Here is a 25,347-nt window from a genome sequence, read left to right as displayed (position 1 = left end):
AAGGCCGTCTGAAAACTTTTCAGACGGCCTTTAATCTGGTTAACGCCATTAAACGCAAGCATCCCTTATAATCCGCTTGTTTTTATCCTTCAAATGAAAGACGCGCCATGATCAAACCCCTTATCCTCAGCCTCGCTGCCGCAACTGCTTTGGCCGCCTGCTCCGCTTCTGAAAAACAAGAATCTCCTAAGGTCGGCGTGGCCAATCCGGCTTCTGAATTCTGCGTCAAACAAGGCGGAAAATCCGAAATCAAAAAAGACAAAGACGGTGGCGAATACGGCGTGTGCCACTTGCCTGACGGTAAAGTCGTTGAAGAATGGGAATATTTCCGTCAACACAACAAATAATTGCTAAACCATATAAAAGGCCGTCTGAACCCAAGTTTCAGACGGCCTTTTTCTTTTAAACAGCGATTATTTTACTTCCAGTTTGGTCACGCCACCCATATATGGTTGCAACGCAGCAGGAACATTAATGCTGCCGTCGGCGTTTTGATGGTTTTCCAATACTGCCACCAAAGTACGGCCGACTGCCAAGCCTGAGCCGTTCAAAGTATGCACCAAACGGTTTTTACCGTTTTCATCTTTGAAACGCGCTTTCATGCGGCGTGCTTGGAAATCTTCGCAGTTGGAGCAGCTGGAAATCTCACGGTAGGTGTTTTGCGCAGGAACCCAAACTTCCAAGTCGTAGGTTTTGGTTGCACCGAAACCCATATCGCCGGTGCACAAAGTAATCACGCGGTATGGCAGTTCCAACGCTTTCAAAATATTTTCAGCGTGTCCGACCATTTCTTCCAGCGCTTCGTATGATTTTTCCGGATGAACGATTTGCACCATTTCCACTTTGTCGAATTGATGCTGGCGAATCAAACCGCGCACGTCTTTGCCGTATGCGCCCGCTTCGGAACGGAAACATGGGGAATGCGCAGTCAATTTCAACGGCAAATCGCTGCCTGCCACGATGCTGTCGGCAACGGTATTGGTCAGCGTTACCTCGGCGGTCGGAATCAGATATTGCGTTTTCTTGCTCTCGTCGCCACCGCGGGTAACATGGAACAAATCTTCTGCAAATTTAGGCAGTTGGCCTGTGCCCTGCAAAGTGGTGTCATCCACAATATAAGGCGTGTAATGCTCGGTATAGCCGTGTTGCAGCGTGTGCGTGTCCAGCATGAACTGAGCCAAAGCGCGATGCAGACGGGCGATTTGGCCTTTCATCACGGTAAAGCGCGCGCCGGAAAGTTTCGCACCACCTTCAAAATCCAAACCCAAAGGCTCGCCCAAATCAACATGGTCTTTGATTTCAAAGTCAAATTCGCGCGGCGTGCCGACTTTGCGGACTTCAACGTTTTCAGTTTCATCTTTACCGGCAGGTACGCTTTCATGCGGCAGGTTCGGAATGGTCAACAACCATGCGTCCAATTCTTTCTGAACAGCATCCAAATCAGCGGCAGCCTGCTCCAAATCCACTTTGATTTGAGCAACCTGATCCATTGCAGCTTGAGCCTCTTCGTGTTTACCTTGGCCTTTCAACGCACCGATCTGTTTGGAAATACTGTTGCGCGAAGCCTGCAACTCTTCTGTTTTCACTTGAACGGCTTTGCGTTGCTCTTCCAAAGCGTTGAAACGCGCGATATCAAACTCGTAACCGCGGGCGGCCAAACGTTCGGCAACTGCGGCGGTATTGCTGCGGAGCAATTGGATGTCTAACATTGTTTTCTCTCGTTAAGATTCAGAATGGCATTATTGTAAACCAATTTAAAGATATTTTCACAGCGACAGGCGTCTGAAAACAAAAAACGCCCCTGCAAAAAGCAGGAGCGTTTTTTAAGAATTTTGGCACGCCCACGAGTATAACTATCGGCACACAAAATACTTACTGGTAATTCAAATGTTGTTTCAATTGAGCTTCCTCAAGCCATTGTAAAGCCTGATGACGGTCCAGTTCTTCTCGCTCTACATTGCTATCACTACCCGCCAGGCAATGCTGACAAACGATACTACAATCAGCTGGGCAATTCAAACGGTCTAAAGCGCGACTTATGATACCGTTGATGTCATCTACAGCAGATAAAACGAAACCGGCGCCCCCTTCGGCTTTGTCGTAAATCTGAATCAAACAGCGAACGGCACCTGTTTCCAAATCTCTATCTGCCCGCACGGCATAGCCCATTTCAGTAGTTTCTATACCCAAAAAAGTAGCAATTTCATCGCGTACAGCAACGGCAATTGTGCGGGCGGTAGTTTTATCCCCACTACCTAGCCATACCTTAGTTTGTGGATTTTTCAGGGCAATCTCCAATACATCGGTTGAGATCTGATGGCCCAGATGGATATTGATCTGAACATTACTATTAGGACAATCTTTACTGTTACTGCTAAGATCCAAACCGCCACCCAAGGTTTTATGATACTCACCCAAAAATACATTAGGCAGTTCACCTGTTTCAGTCATGGAATCAGCCCTACCACATCTCATGCAAACAGCAAAACCTTTTTCATGCTTGCCACTAGAGCGAAACAGTACTCTACCGTCACTACCATATTTAATTTCACCGCACTCATGTTTTAGAAAGGCTACAGTTTCACCATTCAATTGTACTCTAGGAGGCTGAATAGGAACGAATGTTTGGTAGGAAACATCGTTGCTACTGTCTTCAAAAAAGTCAGTCAGAAAACCTGTTGGGGTTAGTACCGTACATTGTTCATCAAAAGGAATACTTTCACCGCAGTAAGAACATTGGATATCACTACAGCTATATTTGTAACGCGTTACGCCAGATTTACCGCAGTTTTTACAGCGCCACGCAGTATCAAAGCGTTGGTCTTCGTTTTTACCTCGTTCATCCGATTTTACCCGTAGATTGATGCCAGCAGAATGGTATACGCGCCCATCTAATACAACATCCGAACCAGGTGCGTATTCACGCAGTGCAATATCCAAACTGCGGCTTGGGTTTTCTTTGCGGATGAACAGATTATCGTCTCGCTTCTCTCGTTCACGGCGTAAGTCTTCCATTTTACGGATCTTCATTTCTACTATGCCAGTAGGGAAACCATAACCAGGTAAAAATGCGTTTACCGCCAGATAGCCAAGCAGGTTCTCATTTTCATGTAGTTGTTTCTCGCGATTTAAGGCTTTCTTGTATAAATCGTTGTCAGTTTGCTTAATTTTATGGTTGATACTATGGAAATCAGCCTGCCAATTCCCTGCTAATTCCAGCAGCCGTTGTTTAGCACTTGCTTTGATACGTGTTAATGGTACTCCTTCCAAAGCAGTGCCTACCGCCAGCTCACCCAAAGTTTGGTTAATAGTAGAGCATTCTGGTGAGTTCATCCAGTCGCAAAACTGCTCCCAAACAGATTGGGTTGGGTTGAAAAACCATGCAGTATTCAGCTTAGTACAGTCTTTGCCTGTATCGCTTCGCTTGGCAAGGAATGCTGCCAACAAGAGCGAATGCATATGGCGGCTGACGATTTTTTTAGAACTTAACGATACTTTCGGCGCGGCAATGGCCGTAGTGAATGCCCATTTCGGATTGGCAAATACGCGGCGGTTGTGCGGATCGTTTTTACACAATGTATAAGCCACCGCCGCTGATTCGCTACGACGCCCTGCACGGCCGGCACGTTGCAGGTAATTGGCAGGATGTGGTGGTACATTATTCATTACCACTGCTGCCATACCGCCAATATCCACGCCCATTTCCATGGTAGTAGAGCAGCTCAATACATTAATTTTCCCTTCTTTGAACATCTGTTCGTATCTGTTTAATTGTGTAGATTCAATTTGTGCTGAATGTTCCGCCGCACGATAGTAGAAACCTCCTTCTACGATTTTATCGTTCAAATTGCTCCACAAACCTTCTTGGCGCAAGTGGCCTACATCTTTATCTTCCTTCAGCAAACGACGCATTTGGCTACGACGAGGTTCGGCAGTGGCATCCTGTTTGAAACGATAATAATCTGGAATCTCAGTTTTGCTGCAAAACAGTTTTTCAGACGGCATTTCCTGCCAGTTACCAGGCAAATAAGGAGACACACCGCGCAAAGTAGTGTCGATCAGGCGGTGACTTTGCGGACACAGCCACATTTCTTTTTCAGGTAACTTAAACGCTATTGCTGAAAGCGGCATTTTCCAAGCATCATTATCGGGATGTAGGATATTGCTATCAGTAGTCAATTGTTTCCACGCAGTTTGCAGCCACGAATTAATTTTGTGTTTAGCCAAAGGGTTTTGAATATCAAGACCTGTAACCGCCTGCAAAATTTTGACTGCTCGAGGTTGTCGGCCTTTATCTCGAACTTTCGGCCAAGCTCGTTTGCGCGAAGTTTGCTTTTCTCTGGTATCGGGCGGCAGCAGGGATTTTCCCGAAAAGCGTTTGCCTAACCATCGTTTTTTCTGCTCATCTAAATTGGTAAAGGAATTTTCACGGACATGAAAATCCAAAATCATTTTTAAAAATGCTTTCCAATCATCCAAATCCAGCGGTTTGCTTGGATTGTCTGCCTGATTTAAAACACGTGTCTCTACCCAACCATCAGGCACTGTGCTGATTTTATCCAGACTAGGATAACAAATCATTGTCAAACCTAAAGTTTCCAAACTATTGGCATTTCTTGGGCGGCGGATAAATTCGCGTGCCAGTAGCAACTCTGCCAGCTTTTCTGCTCCGTTGCCACTAGGATCATTAAACATGCTGGGATTGGTCTCTCGATTGTAAGGCAGTAAATCTTGCGTCATTTCATCTTTGTAGCGCAGTGTACGGTACATATCATCCCAAGTGAGGTAGGCTTTTTTGTCACTTTTTTGTGCTTTACTTTTTGCTGCTTCCAACAACATTTCCGCCAAAGTGGGGTCGGTTTGTTTCAATTGTTCAATTTTTGCTACCATTTCAGGCATTAGGACGTTATTAACAGGTTTTTCAGTTTCCTGCACCAATACATCAAACACCATACCACGCAATTTAGAATATTCCGCTTCCTGCTGCATTTTTACCGCCATTCTCGCTGTGCCTTGACGGCTGTCAGTAAAAGTAATTAATCGCCGTCCACGAGCGGGTAACGATTGCGGATCATTTTCAGCATCACTACAAAATTCTAATACAGTCGGAACAGCGTTAGTTACATAAAATGGTGCACCTAAATATTGTCCACGATAAAACGGCATTCTTCGGTTTTCTTTGCCGCAGGCGGAACAGCAGGCATGCGAGGAGCAATCCAAAGCCAACTCAAAAGTTTTACCTTGCTGCACACCTATTTGCGCAGTTTCTTTATCGATTTTTTGTACCATATAGTCTTCAGACTGCATACTGACTGGGGCTGCAAGCACTTTATTGCGGGATATGAATTGTAGACCATCTGAAATTGGGTTTACATCATCACCACTGTCTTCTTCATCATTAGCTGCAGGCTCAGGATTGAGTGCAAACTCATCGGTGATATAGGTATCGCACTGCTGCAAAATACCGTTATACTCCTGCGCCATCAAGTGCGGGGTACCGCAATCTTGGCACAACACTAATTCGTACACAGGAGCGCCACAATCACATTTAGTTCTGCGGTTAAGATAAACCTGCCCAAATAGCCAGTCTTTAAGGTAACCTTCTTTTTTGCTGCAATGACGGTCAGCACACGCCCATAACCCGTGCAGCATTGATTGAAATATATGCAAACGCAGTTTTAAAAATGGTTCAGCATTTTCAGACGGTTTTGTCTGAGTCATAACATCCAGCCAGCCTAAAACTTCACGCTGCTGTTTATCAAGGCTATCAGAAAGCAAATATGCTTGCGTTGCCTGTATCAATTGGTTCAGCGTGTAAGGTTGGGTATTGGCTGTCAGACAATTACGCAGGGTAGTGGCCATTACACTTTGACAAAGGGCTGCAAAGCGTTCTGCTTCGTCCTTAATAGATGTGATATCTGCGAGGCTCTGTCTACCATCGGCAACACTAATTGGCAGAAAGTCGCGGCTTCCAGAAACTACTAGAACCTGTTCCTTGGGTACCCCAGCTAAATCAGCAAGATAGCAGCGAAGTTCGTCTGCTGCTTTGTCGGAAGCAATGGTGGCAGATGTAGCAACAAAGCGTATATCCTCGGGCTTTTTGCCGAACGCGTGTACTACACGGCGTAATAACAGTGCAATTTCTGCCGCCTGCGATCCGATATAACTATGTGCCTCGTCTAATACTATCCAGCGCAATGAACCTGTTTGGCGAGATTTTTCCAAAATAGGGGCATCTACTTGGCGCACCAGCATATATTCCAACATAGTGGCATTAGTAAGTAGGATAGGCGGAGGTTCTTTGCGTAGCAATTCCCGCGACAAGATTTGGTTGGGCTGGTCTTTGTCACGTGGATCAGTACATGGTTTGGTGTTGCCGTTGTAGAGGCAAAAGCGGATTTTGTTACCGAAGGGCTTCGTCCATGCGTCCAAGCGTTCCTTTTGCGAATTGATTAAGGCGTTGAGCGGATAAAGAAACAGAGCCTGAACGCCAACCAGCGCTGTGTTTTCCTGCGTTTGTCGGCGTATCAGGTCTTCCAATATCGGAATCATGAAGCATTCGGTTTTGCCAGAACCCGTGCCGCTGGTAATGATGGCAGACTGGGGTGTATCGGCCAAAAGATGCCGCCATGCTTGCAATTGGTGGATGTAAGGGCGGGCAGTTTTGGGGAAATCATAATTGTCGGCTTTGGCTAACACATCGGTAAGTTTTGCAGAAAACAGGTTTTGCTCTACCAAATCGGCAAAGGTGCAGTCCGCACTTTCCCAGCCGAAAGTCTGTTCGACGACGGGATCGGCAAGAAAGCAGTTTTCGTTACCCAATTCGTTGTTGATCAGTTGGCGCAGGTGGCCGCGCAATTTATCATCCGTAATATCCAATACACCGATGGTGGCTTCCTTGATGCGGTTCAGGCTCTGCTCTATCAGGCCGGACAGGGTTTGCATGGGGTCGGTATTCATTGTTATTCACTCATCAAATGGCAGCTCAGGGTGGCGCAGACGTAATCGAACCATTCTGCGTCCAAAGCATAAATACGGTAAAAAGCATCGGCAAACTGCGCGGCTGTCATTTCAGACGGCCTGATGTCGTTAGGATGCGCCTTGCCGGTTTTAACACAGGCGGTAAAAACGGGGAGCCAGACGGCAGCACGGTCAAAATGAATTTTAGATAGGCGGCGTACTTGGTCGAAAAATGAGCCTTGTTGTTTGTCTAACCATTGTTGCAATCCGTCTGAAAGCGTTTCGGGAATCCGTAAGTTTTCATTTTGACGCAATGCATTGTAATGGCGGTTATAACGTGAATCGTGCTTCTTGTCGAAAATTTCCCCAAGCGTGTTTTCCACCACTATCATTTCTATTTCTGAAAGAAATCCTTTAAATACATGATTGCGTAAAATCTCGTCATGGCACAACACACTTGTAGGAATACAGTTTTCAGACAAGAGGAAATCATCGGGCTTCAAGCCTGTAGCTGCAATTTTGGTACGAATGTATGGTTTGTACGCACTTATGGCAGCAAACCAATCTTGTAGAGCCAACCACTCCCATACCACAGCCAATTCATTACGCATCCGCTCGCAAAATACACCATCCAACCTTAAGCGTAATACCGCTAAAGCTAAGGCTTTGGGCTGTTGTACCAAGGCTTTCCATGTTTCAAATACTGACAGTGGCAGATGAGAAAAATGCTGCTTCAGGCTCTCAAAATACAGCCAACCAGAATGCTCAGGATTACCCACCATTTCCGTAATGATACGGCTAATAGCTTCGGGATTGTGGTCCGGATGGAAAGCGCGTGCAGCAATATGCAGGGAATTATGTTGAAATGGTTCGATAAATTTTTCACTGCTATTGTCAAATATATCTGGACGGAATTGAACTGGTGATTCAGGCGCAGGGTAAATCAACCACAATCCTTCATCATATTGTTCGGACGACAGTTGATAATGCCCATTTATCCTCATTGCGCTTTCAAGCAGCCTTTGTGCACCTTTTTCAGGTGCATCCAAGCGCATGATGTTTACTACTGCTTCTCGGCAAGTTAATTCGTCTTCTGCCTGCCGTTTGATGACGAAACTTTTTCGTAATGCATCTGTCACTGCCAGAATACCGAAACGGTAAAACTGATTATTCCACATAACTAGACCATTATAACGAGACAGGATAAGCCGTATCAAAGGGTTCTCTGAGCCCACATGGCACACAGTAATTTCTACCTGGGCATCTTGACTACTGCTGCACGATAAGAGCTGCAAAAGTTGCGGTTTCCATTGATCTAAGAAAAACTGCTGCACCGAACCATCTGCTGACAAACGTTCGCTGATCGAAATGGGACGACCATGTACATTATCCGATAATTTGAATACCAGCCTCATATCGGTCGATGCGGAGGAATATACCATTATCCACTTGCCTAGCAGCTGATTGACATTCAGACGGTAATCATCAATTCTACCTTTTTCATCATATAGATACGCACCATCAAACGGTAGAGATAGTCTTAATCGTGCAGCTTGAAGAGGGTTACTTCCAACTGCAAGAATAATATGAGATGGATAATTACCGTCCTCAGCTTGGCAGATAAATCCAAATCGGGAATGGATTTGTGTGATATCTAGATGCTTGGCAAAGACATCTATGAAAACCTTTTTGGAAGTATCAACATTTAAAATAGCGGGATCTTTGCCGCTTGCTGCTTGCCAAGTATAGGAAAAATCTTCAGGCAGGACAGTAATTTTACGCCGCAACAAACAAATTGTGCCCTTATAGAAAGCCACCTGAAATGTACCATAATAGCTCGGGCAGATATTTGATTGAACCTCGCCGTTGATTTTGATGTGCGTCGGAGATAAGTCAGGAGGCGTTAGCAGAGTAGGAAAACCACGATACACAGGTAAACCATCAGTATTTTGGCAGTGATAAAACAGTCTCCCGTGCAAAATACTCTGTTCTGTCAGACTAGCTTGTACAACAACTATTTCTCGCCCATCCGCATGACAAGCAGTCAATCCGTCCGAACACTTAAACCACTGCTCGCCCAAACAGGAAACATTTTCATCTTCAGACAACCTAAAACCGTCTGGTAGATGAATCAAAATATCTCTATCTTTACTGCGCGTGTATTCATTAGTGGAGAACAGTTGCCAACGTTGATATTGATCAGGGCGAAACACTAGCGGTGCATCTTCATCAAATCCAGTATCTCCAAACAACTTGGTATAAATCAGCCGCCCGCTAGCAAACACTCGCACAGACAAAGGCAGACTAGGTTTCTCTCGGATAAAATCAAGCTGTTTCCCAAAAGGAAGTTTGAATGTTAGCTCTCCGCCTGTATCACTAAGAGAAGCAAATGCTGTTGCTCCCATTTGGGCAACTGGCTCTTCTCCTTCAAAAATTTGCCATTGTAAAACCGTTTTACCCTGATAATTCTGAATAGGGAAACTAAATTTTTCAGGTAACCCGATTTTAGCATGCAAGCACCAACTTTCCTCCTTTACATAATGCCGACAGGAGAACTCTTGCTTTTCCACTTTTTGACGTTCGTCTGCTGCATTACCCAACCAGCGGTTGATAACTGCATCCACCTGATTACCATCCAAAGCAAAAGGAAACTCACTGCGCCAACCACTATCTGCCTGATCCAGGTATTCGACCAAATTGCGTTTATTCTTCAAGTCAAACCGTTCAGTGAGCTTGACTAGCGCTCTGACTGTATCAGCAAATAGAACAACAGCCGCAGTATCACGAAATACTTGTGCCAGTCTATACACTCTTTCAGCAATATATCCTTCTAAAGGGCGGAAAGTTTCCATACTCTCCTGATATTTTTTCAAGCCATAATCAATAATATTACGAATAACATTATCATCAGCTGCAAGCATTTTCAGTGGTAATCCACCTTCAGCAACTAATGTACCAAGATAACGCGTACTTTTAGCAGCGTCATATTTCCATTCTCGCCGCCAATATGCCAACCCTTTTTTCAAATATTTGTAACGTTGCTGCTCATTATCAAATTGCGTACCTATTGCATTATCGAAAAATGCCCAACTCCATTCACCACCCGAATACTCGCGTCGATAAGTTTCACTAACTGCCAGACAGTAACAGGCACACCATTCGTCCTGATAAGAAGAACCCGATATCAAAAAAGGCTTACGATAAAACAGCGCACACAGTTCACGATATTCATTTTCATTAACTGCATAAGTATACAGTGGCCTACCATTCGGAATAGGATTAAGTGGATCACGATTAAAAAAGAAATGTGATAACCAACTCTTAAACGGGTTCGTAAGATTTTTCATAATAAAAATCGGCAGTTGACTTAAAACGAAATTATATCAGCATATAAAAACCATTTGGATTTTAAGTGCAGTACCTAGACTAATCTTACAAACCTAATATTGAAATAGCATATCATACGCCTACAACCTAAAAACTTCCAGATAGGCTTATTAAACACACACTTCCTCAATGGATTTCATAGAGGGGAAATTAATCTATTCTTTTTTCAGTGCTTTCAACATGATTTTCGTTTTCATGATTTCTTCCTCTATTCATCTTCTAAGTTTAATCATCAATGAGACACTCTTTTGCCTTTTCTGAATGATGGGACCCATCTACCAGTCACCGATACATTATTTTTAGTTAATGTAGAACACCCAAAAATGTCGAATAGGCCGAGTATTTTGCTTCTAGTCCACGTTTACAATAGAGTTTAAAGATGTACAAACAGTACCATAGTGGCAAAAAAATAAACCCTTACTATTTTTTAGTAAGGGTTTATTCAAAATATGGCACGCCCACGGGGATTCGAACCCCGGTTGCCGCCGTGAAAGGGCAGTGTCCTAGGCCTCTAGACGATGGGCGCGTAACCGAAGCGCGAACTATACAGAAACCCTTTTCTTCTGTCAACGCCTTTACTGCATTTTTAAAGATGCTGCCGATTTCCGTATGTTATTTTCCCTGTATAATGCCGGTTTTAATAAAAAGGAAAACTCACCATGTGGTTTAAGCAAATCAGTTTTTATCCGCTCAACAAAGACAAGTTGCCCGAATTGGAAGTCCTTGCCGACAAATTGGCGCAATCCGAATTTGCCCATTGTCAAGGTTTGGACTGGTTTAGCGAAGGCTTTGCCACGCCGGTTTCCTTTTTGCCCGAGCTGGTTTTCCCTGCCGATTACACTTGGCGCGTTGCTCTGAAAAAAGAAGAAAAAGTCCTGCCTGCCGGCGTGATCCGCGATATTTTGGATGAAAAGGTTTTGGAAATCCAAAACAACGAAGCGCGCAATGTCGGCCGCAAGGAAAAACAAGAGCTGAAAGAGCAGATTACCGACGACCTGCTGCCCCGTGCCTTTACGCGCAGCAGTCGCACACAGGCGATTTTCGACACGCGCCACGGGTATCTTTTGGTCAACAATGCCGCATCTGCCAAAGCGGAAAACATCCTGACCAAGCTGCGCGAAGCGTTGGGCGGTTTAGAAGCCTCGCTGCCCAACACCAAACAATCGCCCTCTTCCCTGATGACCAGCTGGCTGCTGCAAGGCCACTGCGAAGGCGGTTTTGAATTGGACAGCGATTGCGAACTCAAAGGCGTAGGCGATGTTGTTCCGGTCGTCAAAGTTTCCAAACAAGACCTGACCGCCGACGAAGTGGTACAACACGTCAAAAACGGCAAAACCGTTACCCAGCTGGGCTTGGTATGGCGCGAACAAATCGCGTTCATCCTCACCCAAGACTTTACCCTCAAACGCATCCAGTATCTGGACGTTTTGCAAGAAGAAGCCGAAAGCAACGGCGACGATGCCGCCAGCCTCGCCTTTGCCTCGCAAATCCTGATGACCGAAGCCATCAGCACCATGTTGGAAGAACTGGTTTCTTATTTGGGCGGTTGGCAAGAATAATTTTTCAGACGGCCTTTTGATTGGGAAATATCAAAGGCCGTCTGAAATATAAAGAGAAGTATCAGAAAGGATGTCATGATGTTGGGCGCAGTCATTGGCGATATTGCCGGATCACGATTCGAGTTTGACAACTACCGTCACACCAATTTTGATATTTTCAGCCCCGACAGCGACTTCACCGATGATACGATTTGCACTGCTGCCATTGCCGATTGGGTTTTACAAGGCTGCAACGATAATTTAGCCTCTATTTTACAAGGCTGGTGTAGGGCATATCCCTGCCCTAAAGGCGCATATGGCGGCCGCTTCTCACAATGGATAGAATGGAAAGATCCAGAACCTTATAATAGCTGGGGCAACGGCTCGGCCATGCGTGTTTCTGCCGTTGGCTGGGCATTTGCCACATTGGAAGAAACCCTGCATTTTGCCGAACAATCCGCCGCCGTAACGCACAACCACCCGGAAGGCATTAAAGGCGCGCAAGCCGTAGCCGCCGCCATCTTTTGGGCGCGTACCGGCATGGGCAAAGCGCAAATCAAAGAAAACATTACACGACAATTCGGCTACGACTTGAGCCAAAGTTGCGACCAAATCCGCCCGCATTATCATTTCAACGAAAGCTGTCAAGACACCGTACCTCAAGCAGTTACCGCCTTTCTTGAAAGCGATGATTTTGAACACGCCATCCGACTGGCGGTTTCCCTGGGCGGAGACAGCGATACCTTGGCGGCCATTACCGGCAGCATTGCCGAAGCCTACTACGGTATCCCTGCATCCATGCGCGAACACGCTTTAGCCATATTGCCACGCCGCATTGCTGAAACCCTGCTGACTTTTGAATCCCAATATCAGGCCATCTGAAACCGCCTGCAAAAAGGAATGAATAATGAAATACCTCGCCCTACTCCCTATCGCCTTCATGCTGGGTACGCCTGCCATTGCCGAAACCATCAATCCTTATCAGGAAAAAGGTTGCGTTTACGATGGCGATGTCGGCAAAGACAGCAAACCATCCGGCAAAGGCACATGGAAATGCCAAGACGGCCGCAGCTATGTCGGCACCTTTAAAAACGGCAAATTTGACGGCAAAGGCGTATATACCGTTTCCAGCAACAGCGAAACCTTTATCGAACCTTTCTCCTCCAACAGCGCCAAATTACGCAATATGACGCTGGAGGGTGTGTTCAAAAAAGGCAGGGCGCACGGAAACTTTACCGCCTCTCAAAACGGCACACCCGTCTTCATCATGAAATGCGAAGACGGTATGATTAAAGAAGTCAAACTGGCTAAGAAATCTGCTTCTAAAACCAAATAAACAGCCTTTCAGACGGCCTTATCCAGCTTTTAGGCCGTCTGAAACATCAATTGACAAGCCTGTCTAAAGGCTGTCGTGTTGATTTCAAAGAATTCCCAAACAACCCTTACCCCAGGACAACCACCATGAGCATTAAATCCGACAAATGGATACGCCGCATGGCCGAAGAACACGGCATGATTGAGCCGTTCGAGCCCAACCAAATCAAAGAGGCCAACGGCCAGCGCATCATTTCCTACGGCACATCCAGCTACGGCTACGACATCCGCTGTGCCAATGAATTTAAAATCTTTACCAATATCAACAGCACCATCGTCGATCCAAAAAACTTCGACCCGAAAAACTTCGTTACAGTCGAAGACGACTGTTGCATCATTCCGCCCAACTCCTTTGCCCTGGCGCGCACAGTCGAATATTTCCGCATCCCGCGCAACGTCCTGACCGTCTGCTTAGGTAAATCCACTTACGCACGCTGCGGCATCATCGTCAACGTTACTCCGTTCGAACCTGAGTGGGAAGGCTACGTTACGCTTGAGTTTTCCAACACCACCCCCCTGCCTGCCAAAATCTATGCAGGCGAAGGCGTGGCTCAAGTCTTGTTCTTTGAAAGCGATGAAGTCTGCGAAACTTCATACAAAGACCGCAACGGCAAATACATGGGGCAAACCGGTGTTACCCTGCCCAAGACCTAATATACAAAATAACAAAAGGCCGTCTGAAGTTTCAGACGGCCTTTTATCATTTTATTTAGAAACGGCGTTTCAACTTACAAGCCTGCAAGATATGAACGGCGAGTTCTTCCACAGATTTATCGGTTGTATTGGTAAACGGCACACCGTGGCGTTTGAACATATTTTGCGCATCGGCAATCTCGCTGCGGCAAGTATCGATTTTGGCATAAGTCGAATTAGGACGGCGCTCCTGACGGATTGCCTGCAAGCGTTCAGGCTGAATGGTCAAACCAAACAGCTTGTCTTTATAAGGCTTGACCATACGCGGCAAATCTGTGGATTCCAAATCATCAGGAATCAATGGATAGTTGGCGGCACGGATACCGTATTGCAAGGCCAGATAGAGACAAGTCGGCGTTTTGCCGGAACGGGACACGCCCATCAAAATCACATCCGCTTCCTGCAGGTTTTTATCGCTGACGCCGTCATCATGATTCAGTGAAAAATTGACCGCCTCCATACGCGCATCATAGCGTTGGGTATTGCCGATACTGTGGTGCCCCTGCTGGGCGGCAACCGCCTCCGTATTGAGTTCCTTTTCCAAAAGACCGAGAAAGGTTTCAAAGAAATTAATATGGAACGCATTGGCTTTCTTGATGATTTCACGGATTTCGTCATTGACCACACTGACAAAAGCAATCGGGCGCACGCCGAATTTTTCAGCTGACTGGTTGACTTTGTCTACAACAGCACGTGCTTTTTCAGGCGTATCGATAAACGGATAGGTATGGCGTTTGAACTCAACATTGCCAAATTGGTTCAGCAAGGCTTCACCGATATTTTCAGCGGTCAGGCCGGTTCGGTCGGAAATATAGAAGACTTGGCGTGGATCAGTCATAATGAATCCTCTTGAGGGTAACGTTTCAGACGGCAATCATAGCAGTTACAGCCTTTGCAATAAAGCGATTCCCGATAGATTACACAGGATTACAACAAATTTGAACAATTTTTAAATTGGCACAAAATTTTATTTTTTGCTATTTTGTAGAATTTTATTCTAAAATTACAAAATAAATCTTGTTTATCAAATTTATTAACTTATTTTGTTTTCCATATTTAACAAGAAGATAACACGTAAAAACATGAATCTGATATTCACATTTCAGAAGGCTACACGCCTGAAAAGCACAATATCACAGACGAATTTGTGATTTTTAAAAAGATAAAACACATGACAGCCATCAAACGAATGGCTACAATAAGCAGGCGGATTTGTTTCTTTTTTAACATTTTTTGGATTGGATTGGACACACAAATGGCCGAAAACTACGTTATTTGGTTTGAAAACCTGCGTATGACTGACGTTGAGCGAGTGGGCGGTAAAAATGCCTCTTTGGGCGAAATGATCAGCCAACTGACTGAAAAAGGCGTGCGCGTTCCCGGCGGTTTTGCAACCACAGCCGAAGCTTATCGTGCTTTCCTGGCTCATAATGGTCTGAGCGAGCGTATTTCCGAAGCCCTGAAACAACTGGATGTTGAAGACGTTGCCGAGTTGGCGCGCGTGGGTAAAGAAATCCGTCAATGGATTTTGGATACTCCGTTCCCTGAGCAGCTGGATGCTGAAATCGAAACAGCTTGGAACAAAATGGTTGCCGATGCCGGCGGTGCGGACATTTCCGTTGCCGTACGTTCTTCCGCAACAGCAGAAGACCTGCCGGATGCTTCTTTCGCCGGCCAACAAGAAACCTTCCTGAATATCAATGGCTTGGATAACGTTAAAGAAGCCATGCACCATGTATTCGCTTCCCTGTATAACGACCGTGCCATTTCTTACCGTGTCCACAAAGGCTTCGAACACGACATCGTTGCCCTTTCTGCCGGCGTACAACGCATGGTGCGCTCTGACAGCGGCGCGTCCGGTGTGATGTTCACCATCGATACCGAATCCGGTTACGACCAAGTCGTTTTCGTTACCTCTTCTTACGGCCTGGGCGAAAACGTCGTACAAGGTGCAGTAAACCCTGACGAATTCTATGTATTCAAACCTACTTTGAAAGCAGGCAAACCGGCTATCCTGCGCAAAACCATGGGTTCGAAACAAATCAAAATGATCTTTACCGACAAAGCCGAAGCCGGTAAATCTGTGACTAACGTCGATGTACCTGAAGAAGACCGTCAACGCTTCTCCATTACCGATGCCGAAGTTACCGAGTTGGCCCATTACGCGCTGACCATCGAAAAACACTACGGCCGCCCAATGGACATCGAATGGGGCCGCGACGGTTTGGACGGCAAACTCTACATCCTGCAAGCGCGTCCTGAAACCGTGAAATCTCAAGAAGACGGCAGCCGCAACCTGCGCCGCTTCTCTATCAACGGCGAAAAAGTTGTCTTGTGCGAAGGCCGAGCCATCGGTCAAAAAGTTGGTCAAGGTAAAGTTCGCTTGGTAAAAGATGCTTCCGAGATGGATTCCGTTGAAGCAGGCGACGTACTCGTTACCGACATGACCGACCCGGATTGGGAACCGGTAATGAAACGTGCTTCTGCCATCGTGACCAACCGTGGCGGCCGTACCTGCCACGCAGCGATTATCGCGCGTGAATTGGGTATTCCGGCTGTTGTAGGTTGTGGCGACGCTACCGATCTGCTGTCCGAAGGCCAAGAAGTTACCGTATCTTGTGCCGAAGGCGATACCGGCTTCATCTACTCCGGCTTGCTGGACGTACAAATTACCGATGTTGCTTTGGACAATATGCCTAAAGCGCCTGTAAAAGTAATGATGAACGTTGGTAACCCTGAATTGGCATTCAGCTTCACCAACCTGCCTAGCGAAGGTATCGGCTTGGCGCGTATGGAATTCATCATCAACCGTCAAATCGGTATCCACCCTAAAGCCTTGTTGGAATTTGACAAACAAGACGACGAGTTGAAAGCTGAAATTACCCGTCGCATCGCCGGCTACGCCTCTCCTGTTGACTTCTATGTCGATAAAATCGCAGAAGGTGTGGCAACTTTGGCTGCTTCGGTTTATCCACGCAAAACCATCGTCCGTATGTCTGACTTCAAATCCAACGAGTACGCTAACTTGGTGGGTGGCAGCATCTACGAACCACACGAAGAAAACCCAATGTTGGGCTTCCGTGGTGCAGCACGTTATGTGGCTGATAACTTCAAAGACTGCTTCGCACTCGAGTGCAAAGCCTTGAAACGCGTTCGCGATGAAATGGGTTTGACCAACGTCGAAATCATGATTCCATTCGTTCGCACTTTGGGTGAAGCAGAAGCTGTTGTTAAAGCCCTGAAAGAAAACGGTTTGGAACGCGGCAAAAACGGCCTGCGCCTGATCATGATGTGCGAGTTGCCAAGCAACGCTGTATTGGCAGAACAATTCCTGCAATACTTCGACGGCTTCTCCATCGGCTCTAACGACATGACCCAGCTGACCCTCGGCCTCGACCGTGACAGCGGTTTGGTATCCGACTCCTTCGACGAGCGCAACCCTGCCGTTAAAGTGATGTTGCACTTGGCAATCTCTGCCTGCCGCAAACAAAACAAATACATCGGTATTTGCGGTCAAGGTCCATCAGACCATCCGGACTTTGCCAAATGGCTGGTTGAAGAAGGTATCGAGAGCGTATCGCTCAACCCTGATACCGTCATTGAAACCTGGCTGTATCTGGCTAACGAATTGAACAAATAAGTTCGATGAGACAAAAATCCCCTGACCGTTTATCTCGGCAGGGGATTTTTATTGCCTTATTCAATGCCGTCTGAAAAAACTTTCACTTTCTTTTACCTTGTCAAAAAAGTCCCTTTTCATCAAAAAGATATAGAAATATTCAGCCATACCCACAAATTCTCAATGGTACTATATTGCCTTTCCGCATTTTATCCCATGCCTTTTGAGTGAACCTTTTTTCACTCTTCCTATCTATCATATACAGTATAACGATACATTTAGAAACAACTCATGAATACAAATTTTATTTCCACCTTTCAGACGGCCTTAAAACGTCTGGCACTCATCAGCACCATTGCCGTCTTAGCAGCCTGCGCCGGCAACAACACTTCTTCCAACCGCGCCGTACCCGACGGCTACTACAAAGTCCGCCCCGGCGATACCCTGACCCAAATCGCCAAACGCTACGGACAAAACGTCAATACACTGGTTGCATGGAACAATCTTCCCAACGCCTCACAAATCGAAGTCGGCCAAGTATTGCGCGTCCGCCGTCATGTTGCCTCCCGCAATACTGCTACGCAGCAACGCCAAGCAACCGCCGTTACCCCGATCAATCGGTTAAGTTTGCAATGGCCGACCGATAACGCCTCATCTTCCATTATCCAACGCTACAACGGCACAACCAGCAAAGGCATAGATATTGCAGGCACACAAGGCCAACAAATTCGTTCTGCCGCAGCCGGTACCGTCATCTACGTTGGTGAAGAAGTCCGCGGCTACGGCAAGCTGATTTTGATCAGCCACAATGACTACACCATTACCGCCTACGCCCACAACGACACGCTTTTGGTACAAAAAGATCAAAAAGTCCAAGCAGGTCAAGTTATCGCCACCATGGGCAGCAGCGATACAGACAGCGTCAAGCTTCATTTTGAAGTTCGTCTAAACGGCAAAGCAGTCGATCCCCTGCCTTATTTGACCAGAACAAATTAATACCTCAATCAAAAGGCCGTCTGAAATAACTTTATTTCAGACGGCCTTTTGATTTGTCTTACCATAACACCCATCTCAACAAAGTATTGACCAACTTAACTTATGTTGATTGAGTGTAAATGCCGTTATACAATAACAGCTCTTTTTAACATTCCATTTCAGGTACCCTACTATGTCTCCTAACCGTATCCTTGCAACCGCATTCTTGTTTGCATCTGCATTTGCCAGCGCGGATGTCCATATTGATGAAAGCATCCCTTACCGTGACAAAGAAGAAATCGATACCCGTATTGTTTCCGAGTGTTTAGAAGTGGGCAGCATCATGTCCAAATCTTTGCAAGAAACTGCAGCCAAAAGCGATGTAACGGTTGTCCGTGACGGTAAAAAACAAGGTACATACGCAGACATCGCCATTACTTCCGCCATGAGTGCAGCTAATGCCTTTATCGGCCATGCCAAAGGGATGGCTGTTTCTGCCACTTTGTATGTTGACGGTAAACAAGTCGGCAAAAAAACCTTTACCCGCAACTCTTCCGGCGGCATGTTTGGCGCTTATAAAAGCTCTTGCGCCGTCTTGAACCGCACTTCTAAAGTATTGGGTTCAGATATTGCCCAATGGGTGGTCCGCGAACAAAAAAATGCTCAAGACAAATAAAACCCCAATTTGATAAAGGCCGTCTGAAAAACCGTATTTCAGACGGCCTTTATATTTTCTATTTCTCTAGAAACAAAGAAATAAATTATCCATTAATCATTGTCAGAAATAGAGAATTTTATTTCCAAAGCCCTTGATTTTAGAATATCCACCCTCAATTATTAAAACTATAAGAATTTTGTATATGAGCAGTCAAAGGAATAACATGGCAGAAAAAAACTATTATGAAATACTGGGCGTTGCCAAAGATGCGGATGAGGCCGAAATCAAAAAAGCCTACCGAAAACTGGTGCGCAAATACCACCCTGATGTCAGCAAAGAACCTGATGCAGCCGAACGTACGGTAGAAATCAACCGTGCCTACGAAACGCTTTCCGACAAAGAAAAGCGGGCCGAATACGATGAAATGTTGGCTAATCCTTACGGACGCAGCGCCGGAGGCAATCCGTTCGGTCAAGGCGGCAATCCGTTTGGCAATGGATTTAACGGCGGCGGCTTCCGCTATGAACGTCATGAAGGCGAGCCGTTCGGAGCGGGAGACTTTAATTTTGAAGATCTGTTTTCATCATTCCGCCAATCCCACACTCGTTCCGAGCAACCCCGCGGCCCAATAAAAGGCGAGGATCAACATGCTGAATTGAGTATTGATATTTACGCAGCGTATGTTGGCGCAGAACGTAGCATGACTTTAAATGTGCCGACTCTAGACGAATACGGACGTGCGGTTTATCAAAATAAAACCCTCAACGTCAAAATCCCCAAAGGCATTGCAGAAGGCCAACAAATCCGTTTGGCCGGTCAAGGTTTGCCGGGATATAACGGCGGTGAAAACGGTGACTTGTACTTAAAAATCAAGTTCCACGACCAACCTGATTTATACGTCAAAAACAGGAAAGACGTATATCAAACAATAGATGTCAAACCTTGGGAAGCCGTATTGGGCGGCAAAATCATCATCCCTACCGCATCAGGCCGCTTACAGGTCAATCTGCCTGCCAACAGCCAAAGCGGTAAAAGCATCCGCCTTAAAGGCAAAGGTATTCCAGCAAAAGAAGCCGGAGACCTTTATCTCAATATCCGCATTAATGTTCCGCCAGTAGAGAGCGAAGCCGACCGTGCCGCATGGAAAAAATTGGCCGAACACTTTGCCGCGAAACAAGCATAAGAGAAAGGATAAATTATGATTCAGTCCTCCGATGTTACCCTTACTTTTGAAGAAATCGTTGCTGCCAGCCGCTGCCGTCGCGATTGGCTGTTGGAACTTATAGCAGAAGACATCATCAGCATCGATGGTGCGCCCGAAAAAAGCACCTTCAGTGGTTTTCATCTTGCCCGTATCCGTCGCGCACAACGCTTAAGCCGTGATTTTGAAGCCGGCATTCCCGCATTGGGGTTGATTATGCGACTGTTGGACGAGGTGGAAGAACTCAGAAAAATACAGCGTCCGCTGGTACTGCTCGAAGAAGAGTAAATATTGGCAAGTTGTTCGCTTAAATATTGATGACAAGACAAAGTTTTTGATTTTTATTGATATTCCATAATAAAAGGCCGTCTGAAAATATTTTCAGACGGCCTTTTTATGCCTTCATTAACAACAGCGTCCGCCGTTGCTACCACAACGGCGTTTGCGGCAGTAGTCTTGGAATTGCAGCTCGGTCATGACCGGCGCATTGGGATTATGTTTGCGCTGGCGGGCAACGTAGTTTTCATAATCTGGGACACCGGCCATCAAGTTTGCTGTCAACTTGATGGTTTTCCACCAAGATGCAAGCTTATGCTTCATGCTGAGCCTCCGGCTGTTTACCGTCGCGGTACACTGCTGGAATTTCTTTAGCAGTTGGCCAGCCGACTTTGCGGGCTTTCATGGCGGTACGGAAACCGTACACGGCGACAATCACGACAACTGCCAAGAACAAAGCGGTCAGGCCGGCATTGATTTGGTCGTTGAAGATGATTTGTGACATTTCGCCGATGTCTTTAGCAGGGGCAAGGACTTCGCCTGAAGCCAAGGCATCGCGGTATTTGCCTGCGTGAGCCAAGAAGCTGACGCGCGGGTCGCTGTGGAACAGTTTTTGCAAACCGGCATAGCAGGTTACAAACAATACGCCGACAGCAGGAACCAAAGTTACCCAAACATAGCGGTCGCGTTTCATTTTTACCAATACAACGGTACACATAATCAATGCTACGCCTGCAAGCATTTGGTTGGCGATACCGAACAGAGGCCAGAGCGAGTTGATACCGCCCAGAGGGTCGGTTACGCCGGTGTAGAGGAAGTAGCCCCACAATGCCACGGCCAAGAATGTTGCAACCAAGTTGGCAGGGATAGAGTCGGTATTACCGAATGGTTTGTAGAAGATACTGCCCAAGTCTTGAATCATGAAACGGGCAACGCGTGTACCGGCGTCAACCGCGGTCAAGATGAACAAGGCTTCAAACAGCAAGGCAAAGTGATACCAGAACGCCATCATGGCTTCGCCCGGAATCAGACGGCTCATGATGTGTGCCATACCGACTGCGAGGGTTGGCGCGCCGCCTGCACGAGACAGAATGGTGTTTTCGCCCACTTCTTTAGCAGTGTGCAACAGGGTTGCGGCATCAACAGGGAAGTTCAGTTTAGTGGTGATGACTTCGGCAGCAGTGTTGGCATCTGTACCAATCAGCGCAGCCGGGCTGTTCATCGCGAAGTACACGCCCGGATCAAGCGAAGCGGCGGCAGCCAGAGCCATAATGGCCACAAAGCTTTCCATAATCATGCCGCCGTAACCGATCATGCGGACGTGGGTTTCGTTTTCCAGCATTTTCGGCGTAGTACCGGAAGAAATCAGCGCATGGAAGCCTGAAACCGCACCACAAGCAATGGTAATGAACAAGAATGGGAACAATGCACCGGAGAATACCGGGCCGGAACCATCGATAAAGTGGGTAACTGCAGGCATTTGCAGAGTCGGGTTAACAATAACGATACCCAAAGCCAAAGCTGCAATCGTACCGATTTTCAGGAAGGTAGACAGATAGTCGCGCGGAGTCAGCAAGAGCCAAACCGGCAATACGGAAGCCACGAAACCGTAAATCATAATCGCCCAAGTCAGCTGAATGCCGTCAAGGTCGAACCAGTGACCAAAGGAGCTGTGGGCAACATCTTCACCGTAAATCACGGCCAACATCAGCAAAATAAAGCCGACGATGGAAATCTCACCAATTTTGCCCGGACGGATATAACGGGTGTAGATACCCATAAACAGAGCAATCGGCATAGTCGCTGCGATGGTGAACGTACCCCAAGGGCTGTGAACCAATGCTTTTACAACGATCAGCGCCAACACCGCCATGATGATGACCATAATCATCAAAATACCGATGGATGCAATCACGCCTGGGACGGTACCGAGTTCTTGTTTCACGATATCGCCCAAAGACTTACCGTCACGGCGCATAGAAACAAACAGTACCATCATATCCTGTACTGCACCGGCAAATACCACGCCGAAAATAATCCACAAAGTACCGGGCAGATAACCCATTTGCGCTGCCAATACAGGACCAACCAAAGGACCTGCGCCGGCAATAGCGGCAAAATGGTGGCCGAACAGTACGCCTTTATGTGTAGGAACATAGTCCAAGCCGTCGTTGTGGCGTTCTGCCGGAGTCAGACGGTTAGGATCAAGCTGCATCACACGATTGGCAATGTAAAGACTGTAGAAACGGTAGGCAATGCAGTATACAGAAATGGCGGCCGTAACCATCCAAATCGCACTGACTTGCTCGCCACGGCTGAGAGCTAAAGTAGTAAAGGAGGCCAAGCCTACCAAAACTACAATGCCCCAGATCAAAAATGATTTGAGCGATTTCATTGATTTATCCTTAAAACGTGATGCACAAAGGCTTGGTTTAGCGACAAACTGCCTTAATGCGCTTCAGAAAGACCAATCATTATAGTCTTCATGATTTTATGAGTAAAATGTCATTTCAACCCAAATTCGACTGAAAACAAAATGATTAGTTCGTCCGTAAGGTTAACACAAACAGACAATACACCCTTTAGTTTTTACTTTAAAACTAAAATTTTCTTAACATATCGCAAATGAAAGGCCGTCTGAAAACCCAAATCTTCAGTTTTCAGACGGCCTGACAAACGGTCAATGCTATAATCCGACATTCCCATTTCTCTATATTGCCATACCATGCAAAACAACGATTCCGAAACCATGCGCCTCTCCAAACGCATGGCGCAATTAGGCTTATGCTCGCGCCGCGAGGCAGACAGCTACATCGAGCAAGGCTGGGTCAAAGTAAACGGCCAAACCGCCGTACTCGGTCAAAAAGTCACCGAGCGCGACCGCATCGACCTCAACAAACAAGCCCACGAAAAACAAGCAGCGCGCGTAACCATCCTTCTGAACAAACCTGTCGGCTACGTCAGCGCTCAGGCAGAAAAAGGCTATAAATCCGCCGCCGAACTCATTACCGCCGACAACCATTGGGAAGGCGACGACAACCGTATCCCTTTCAGCGAAAAGCATAAATTCGGCTTAGCCCCTGCCGGCCGCTTGGACATTGACTCTGTCGGATTATTGGTACTCACGCAGGACGGCCGCATTGCCAAACAGCTGATTGGCGAAAACAGCAGCAGCGAAAAAGAATACCTCGTCCGCGTCCGCGGCAAACTGGACGACAAAGGCCTCGCCCTGCTCAACCACGGCTTGAGTTTGGACGGAGAAAAATTACGCCCCGCCAAAGTCGAATGGCAAAACGAAGACCAGTTGCGCTTTATTTTGCGACAAGGCAAAAAACGCCAAATCCGCCGCATGTGCGAACTGGTCGGCCTGCGCGTCATCGGTTTGAAACGCATCCGCATGGGCAAAGTCAAACTCGGCAGACTGCCGCCGGGCAAATGGCGTTATTTACGCGCTGACGAATCGTTTTAATTGCAGATAACAAAAAGGCCGTCTGAAAACACATTTCAGACGGCCTTATCTTTGACTGCTTACTCAATATAAGTAAACTTCGCACGTTTAATATTGCAAAGGATTTCGTACGGAATCATACCGGCAACTTCGGAAACTTCATTGATATTAATCACATCGCCCCAAAGCTCGACTTCCGCACCCAAGCCTTCTTTAGAGGCTTCCAGCTCAACCGTAATCATATCCATAGATACCCTGCCGATAATACGGCTGCGTTTGCCATCCACCGCCACAGGGGAATTAGTAGAAGCGCGACGCGGATAACCGTCGGCATAGCCGCAGGCAATCAAACCGACACGGGTAGATTTGCTGGTGTAGAACGTTGCGCCGTAGCCAATCGGTGAATGTGGCTGCAACACACGCTCGCCGAAAACGCGGGAAGTCAGACGCATAACAGGTTTCAAACGCTCATCCACGCCGCCGAAAGGCGAAATACCATACAAGGCCAGACCGGCACGGCCCCAATCGCGGCGCGCTTCAGGCACGTTCAAAATCGCGGCGGAATTGGCCAGGCTCTCCTCGCCTTCCAAACCCTCGCAGGCCAAATCAAATGCTTCAAGTTGCATTTCGGTCATGCCGTTTTCCGGCTCGTCCGCACAGGCAAAATGGCTGAATTTCACAATGTTTTCAACCGATTCGGATTGTTTCAATGCCGTATAGGCGGCGGCATAGTTATGCGGAAAGAAACCGGCACGGTGCATACCAGAGTCCATTTTCAGCCATACGGTTGTCGGACGTTGCCACTCATGATGTGCAAACGCCTCCAGCTGCCACTGACTGCCGATTGCCGGCCACAAATCATAACGGTCAACATCCGCATACTCCGCAGCATCAAATACGCCTTCCAACAAAACAATCGGATTTTTAATGCCGTTTTGACGCAATTCCACGCCTTCATCTACCGTTGCCACTGCAAAGCCGTCGGCAATATCCGCCAACGCGTGTGCACATCTGACCGCGCCATGCCCGTAAGCATCGGCCTTAATTACAGCCAACAATTTATTGCCATGCAACTCTTTGAGAAAACGATAATTTTGACGTAAATTATCCAAACGGATTTGCGCATTGAGCGGACGCATAATGTATTCCTCTTATCGACATTCCGTTTCAGACGGCCTGCCCTATTACTTTGAAGCAAATATTATAGGTCAAAAACTA

The 25,347-nt window shown here is 46.8% G+C and carries 18 protein-coding genes and 1 tRNA gene; 11 read left to right on the top strand and 8 right to left on the bottom strand.

From position 1 onward, the window contains the following. The first annotated feature begins 107 nt into the window (after positions 1–107). Positions 108–347 carry a putative hemolysin gene (locus tag HMPREF2675_RS01420; protein WP_070813810.1) on the top strand — a complete coding sequence of 80 codons (240 nt, stop codon included), beginning with the start codon at positions 108–110 and terminating at the stop codon, positions 345–347. 66 nt (positions 348–413) lie between these two features. On the opposite strand, the gene serS is transcribed toward HMPREF2675_RS01420, so the two are convergent. The 4 genes from serS to HMPREF2675_RS01400 all read right to left on the bottom strand — a co-directional run bounded on the left by serS (position 414) and on the right by HMPREF2675_RS01400 (position 10,873). Continuing rightward, positions 414–1,709, bottom strand: a complete 1,296-nt coding sequence (serS, locus tag HMPREF2675_RS01415; protein ID WP_070813809.1) for a serine--tRNA ligase — start codon at positions 1,707–1,709, stop codon at positions 414–416. 163 nt (positions 1,710–1,872) lie between these two features. Then, positions 1,873–6,960, bottom strand: coding sequence for a DEAD/DEAH box helicase (locus HMPREF2675_RS01410; protein WP_070813808.1), 5,088 nt, complete (start codon positions 6,958–6,960; stop codon positions 1,873–1,875). A gap of 2 nt (positions 6,961–6,962) precedes the next feature. Next, positions 6,963–10,307, bottom strand: coding sequence for an STY4851/ECs_5259 family protein (locus HMPREF2675_RS01405; RefSeq protein ID WP_070813807.1), 3,345 nt, complete (start codon positions 10,305–10,307; stop codon positions 6,963–6,965). Positions 10,308–10,797: 490 nt separating this feature from the next. Next, positions 10,798–10,873, bottom strand: a tRNA-Glu gene (locus HMPREF2675_RS01400). A 133-nt stretch (positions 10,874–11,006) separates the two neighbouring features. Between HMPREF2675_RS01400 and rdgC the strand changes: the two genes are divergently transcribed. From rdgC to dcd, 4 genes are all read left to right on the top strand, one after another. Further along, positions 11,007–11,906, top strand: a complete 900-nt coding sequence (gene rdgC, locus HMPREF2675_RS01395; RefSeq protein WP_070813806.1) for a recombination-associated protein RdgC — start codon at positions 11,007–11,009, stop codon at positions 11,904–11,906. A 78-nt stretch (positions 11,907–11,984) separates the two neighbouring features. Beyond that, positions 11,985–12,767: an ADP-ribosylglycohydrolase family protein gene (locus HMPREF2675_RS01390; RefSeq protein ID WP_070813805.1), complete on the top strand. Its 783-nt coding sequence runs from the start codon at positions 11,985–11,987 to the stop codon at positions 12,765–12,767. A 58-nt stretch (positions 12,768–12,825) separates the two neighbouring features. Then, on the top strand, positions 12,826–13,221 hold the full coding sequence (locus HMPREF2675_RS01385) for an MORN repeat-containing protein (protein ID WP_283127786.1): 396 nt from the start codon (positions 12,826–12,828) through the stop codon (positions 13,219–13,221). Between the two features lie 125 nt (positions 13,222–13,346). After that, a complete protein-coding gene (gene dcd / locus HMPREF2675_RS01380; protein WP_003680541.1) occupies positions 13,347–13,913 on the top strand; it encodes a dCTP deaminase in 567 nt (188 codons plus the stop codon). Positions 13,914–13,968: 55 nt separating this feature from the next. Here dcd and HMPREF2675_RS01375 read toward each other — a convergent pair whose 3' ends face one another. Continuing rightward, positions 13,969–14,790, bottom strand: a complete 822-nt coding sequence (locus tag HMPREF2675_RS01375) for a posphoenolpyruvate synthetase regulatory kinase/phosphorylase PpsR (protein ID WP_004520520.1) — start codon at positions 14,788–14,790, stop codon at positions 13,969–13,971. A 417-nt stretch (positions 14,791–15,207) separates the two neighbouring features. Here HMPREF2675_RS01375 and ppsA point away from each other — a divergent pair, with 417 nt between their 5' ends. From ppsA to HMPREF2675_RS01350, 5 genes are all read left to right on the top strand, one after another. Further along, positions 15,208–17,592: a phosphoenolpyruvate synthase gene (ppsA, locus tag HMPREF2675_RS01370; RefSeq protein ID WP_070813803.1), complete on the top strand. Its 2,385-nt coding sequence runs from the start codon at positions 15,208–15,210 to the stop codon at positions 17,590–17,592. A gap of 270 nt (positions 17,593–17,862) precedes the next feature. Continuing rightward, a complete protein-coding gene (locus tag HMPREF2675_RS01365; protein WP_004520516.1) occupies positions 17,863–18,567 on the top strand; it encodes a peptidoglycan DD-metalloendopeptidase family protein in 705 nt (234 codons plus the stop codon). Positions 18,568–18,739: 172 nt separating this feature from the next. Further along, positions 18,740–19,222: a hypothetical protein gene (locus HMPREF2675_RS01360; protein WP_070813802.1), complete on the top strand. Its 483-nt coding sequence runs from the start codon at positions 18,740–18,742 to the stop codon at positions 19,220–19,222. 205 nt (positions 19,223–19,427) lie between these two features. Then, on the top strand, positions 19,428–20,387 hold the full coding sequence (locus HMPREF2675_RS01355) for a DnaJ C-terminal domain-containing protein (RefSeq protein WP_070813801.1): 960 nt from the start codon (positions 19,428–19,430) through the stop codon (positions 20,385–20,387). Positions 20,388–20,402: 15 nt separating this feature from the next. Beyond that, the gene (locus HMPREF2675_RS01350; protein WP_003747441.1) at positions 20,403–20,693 is read left to right on the top strand and encodes a chaperone modulator CbpM; all 291 of its coding nucleotides are present in this window, start codon (positions 20,403–20,405) and stop codon (positions 20,691–20,693) included. Between the two features lie 117 nt (positions 20,694–20,810). Here the strand turns inward: HMPREF2675_RS01350 and HMPREF2675_RS01345 are convergent, their stop codons facing one another. Further along, positions 20,811–21,005 (bottom strand): YbdD/YjiX family protein, encoded by a 195-nt coding sequence (locus HMPREF2675_RS01345; protein WP_049343946.1) that lies wholly within the window; start codon positions 21,003–21,005, stop codon positions 20,811–20,813. After that, positions 20,995–23,076 (bottom strand): carbon starvation CstA family protein, encoded by a 2,082-nt coding sequence (locus HMPREF2675_RS01340; RefSeq protein WP_070813800.1) that lies wholly within the window; start codon positions 23,074–23,076, stop codon positions 20,995–20,997. The genes HMPREF2675_RS01345 and HMPREF2675_RS01340 overlap by 11 nt, the downstream gene beginning before the upstream one ends. A 330-nt stretch (positions 23,077–23,406) precedes the next feature. On the opposite strand from HMPREF2675_RS01340, the gene HMPREF2675_RS01335 reads away from it, so the two are divergent. Beyond that, entirely contained in the window at positions 23,407–24,150 is a 744-nt protein-coding gene (locus tag HMPREF2675_RS01335; protein WP_070813799.1) for a pseudouridine synthase, read from the top strand. A 59-nt stretch (positions 24,151–24,209) separates the two neighbouring features. Here the strand turns inward: HMPREF2675_RS01335 and alr are convergent, their stop codons facing one another. Beyond that, positions 24,210–25,268 (bottom strand): alanine racemase, encoded by a 1,059-nt coding sequence (gene alr / locus HMPREF2675_RS01330; protein WP_070813798.1) that lies wholly within the window; start codon positions 25,266–25,268, stop codon positions 24,210–24,212. Positions 25,269–25,347 lie beyond the last annotated feature (79 nt).

Source organism: Neisseria sp. HMSC061H08 (assembly GCF_001836795.1).
Classification (GTDB): domain Bacteria; phylum Pseudomonadota; class Gammaproteobacteria; order Burkholderiales; family Neisseriaceae; genus Neisseria; species Neisseria subflava_A.
Note: the sequence above shows the minus strand (reverse complement) of the source record. Positions and strands in the feature narration are given on the sequence as shown.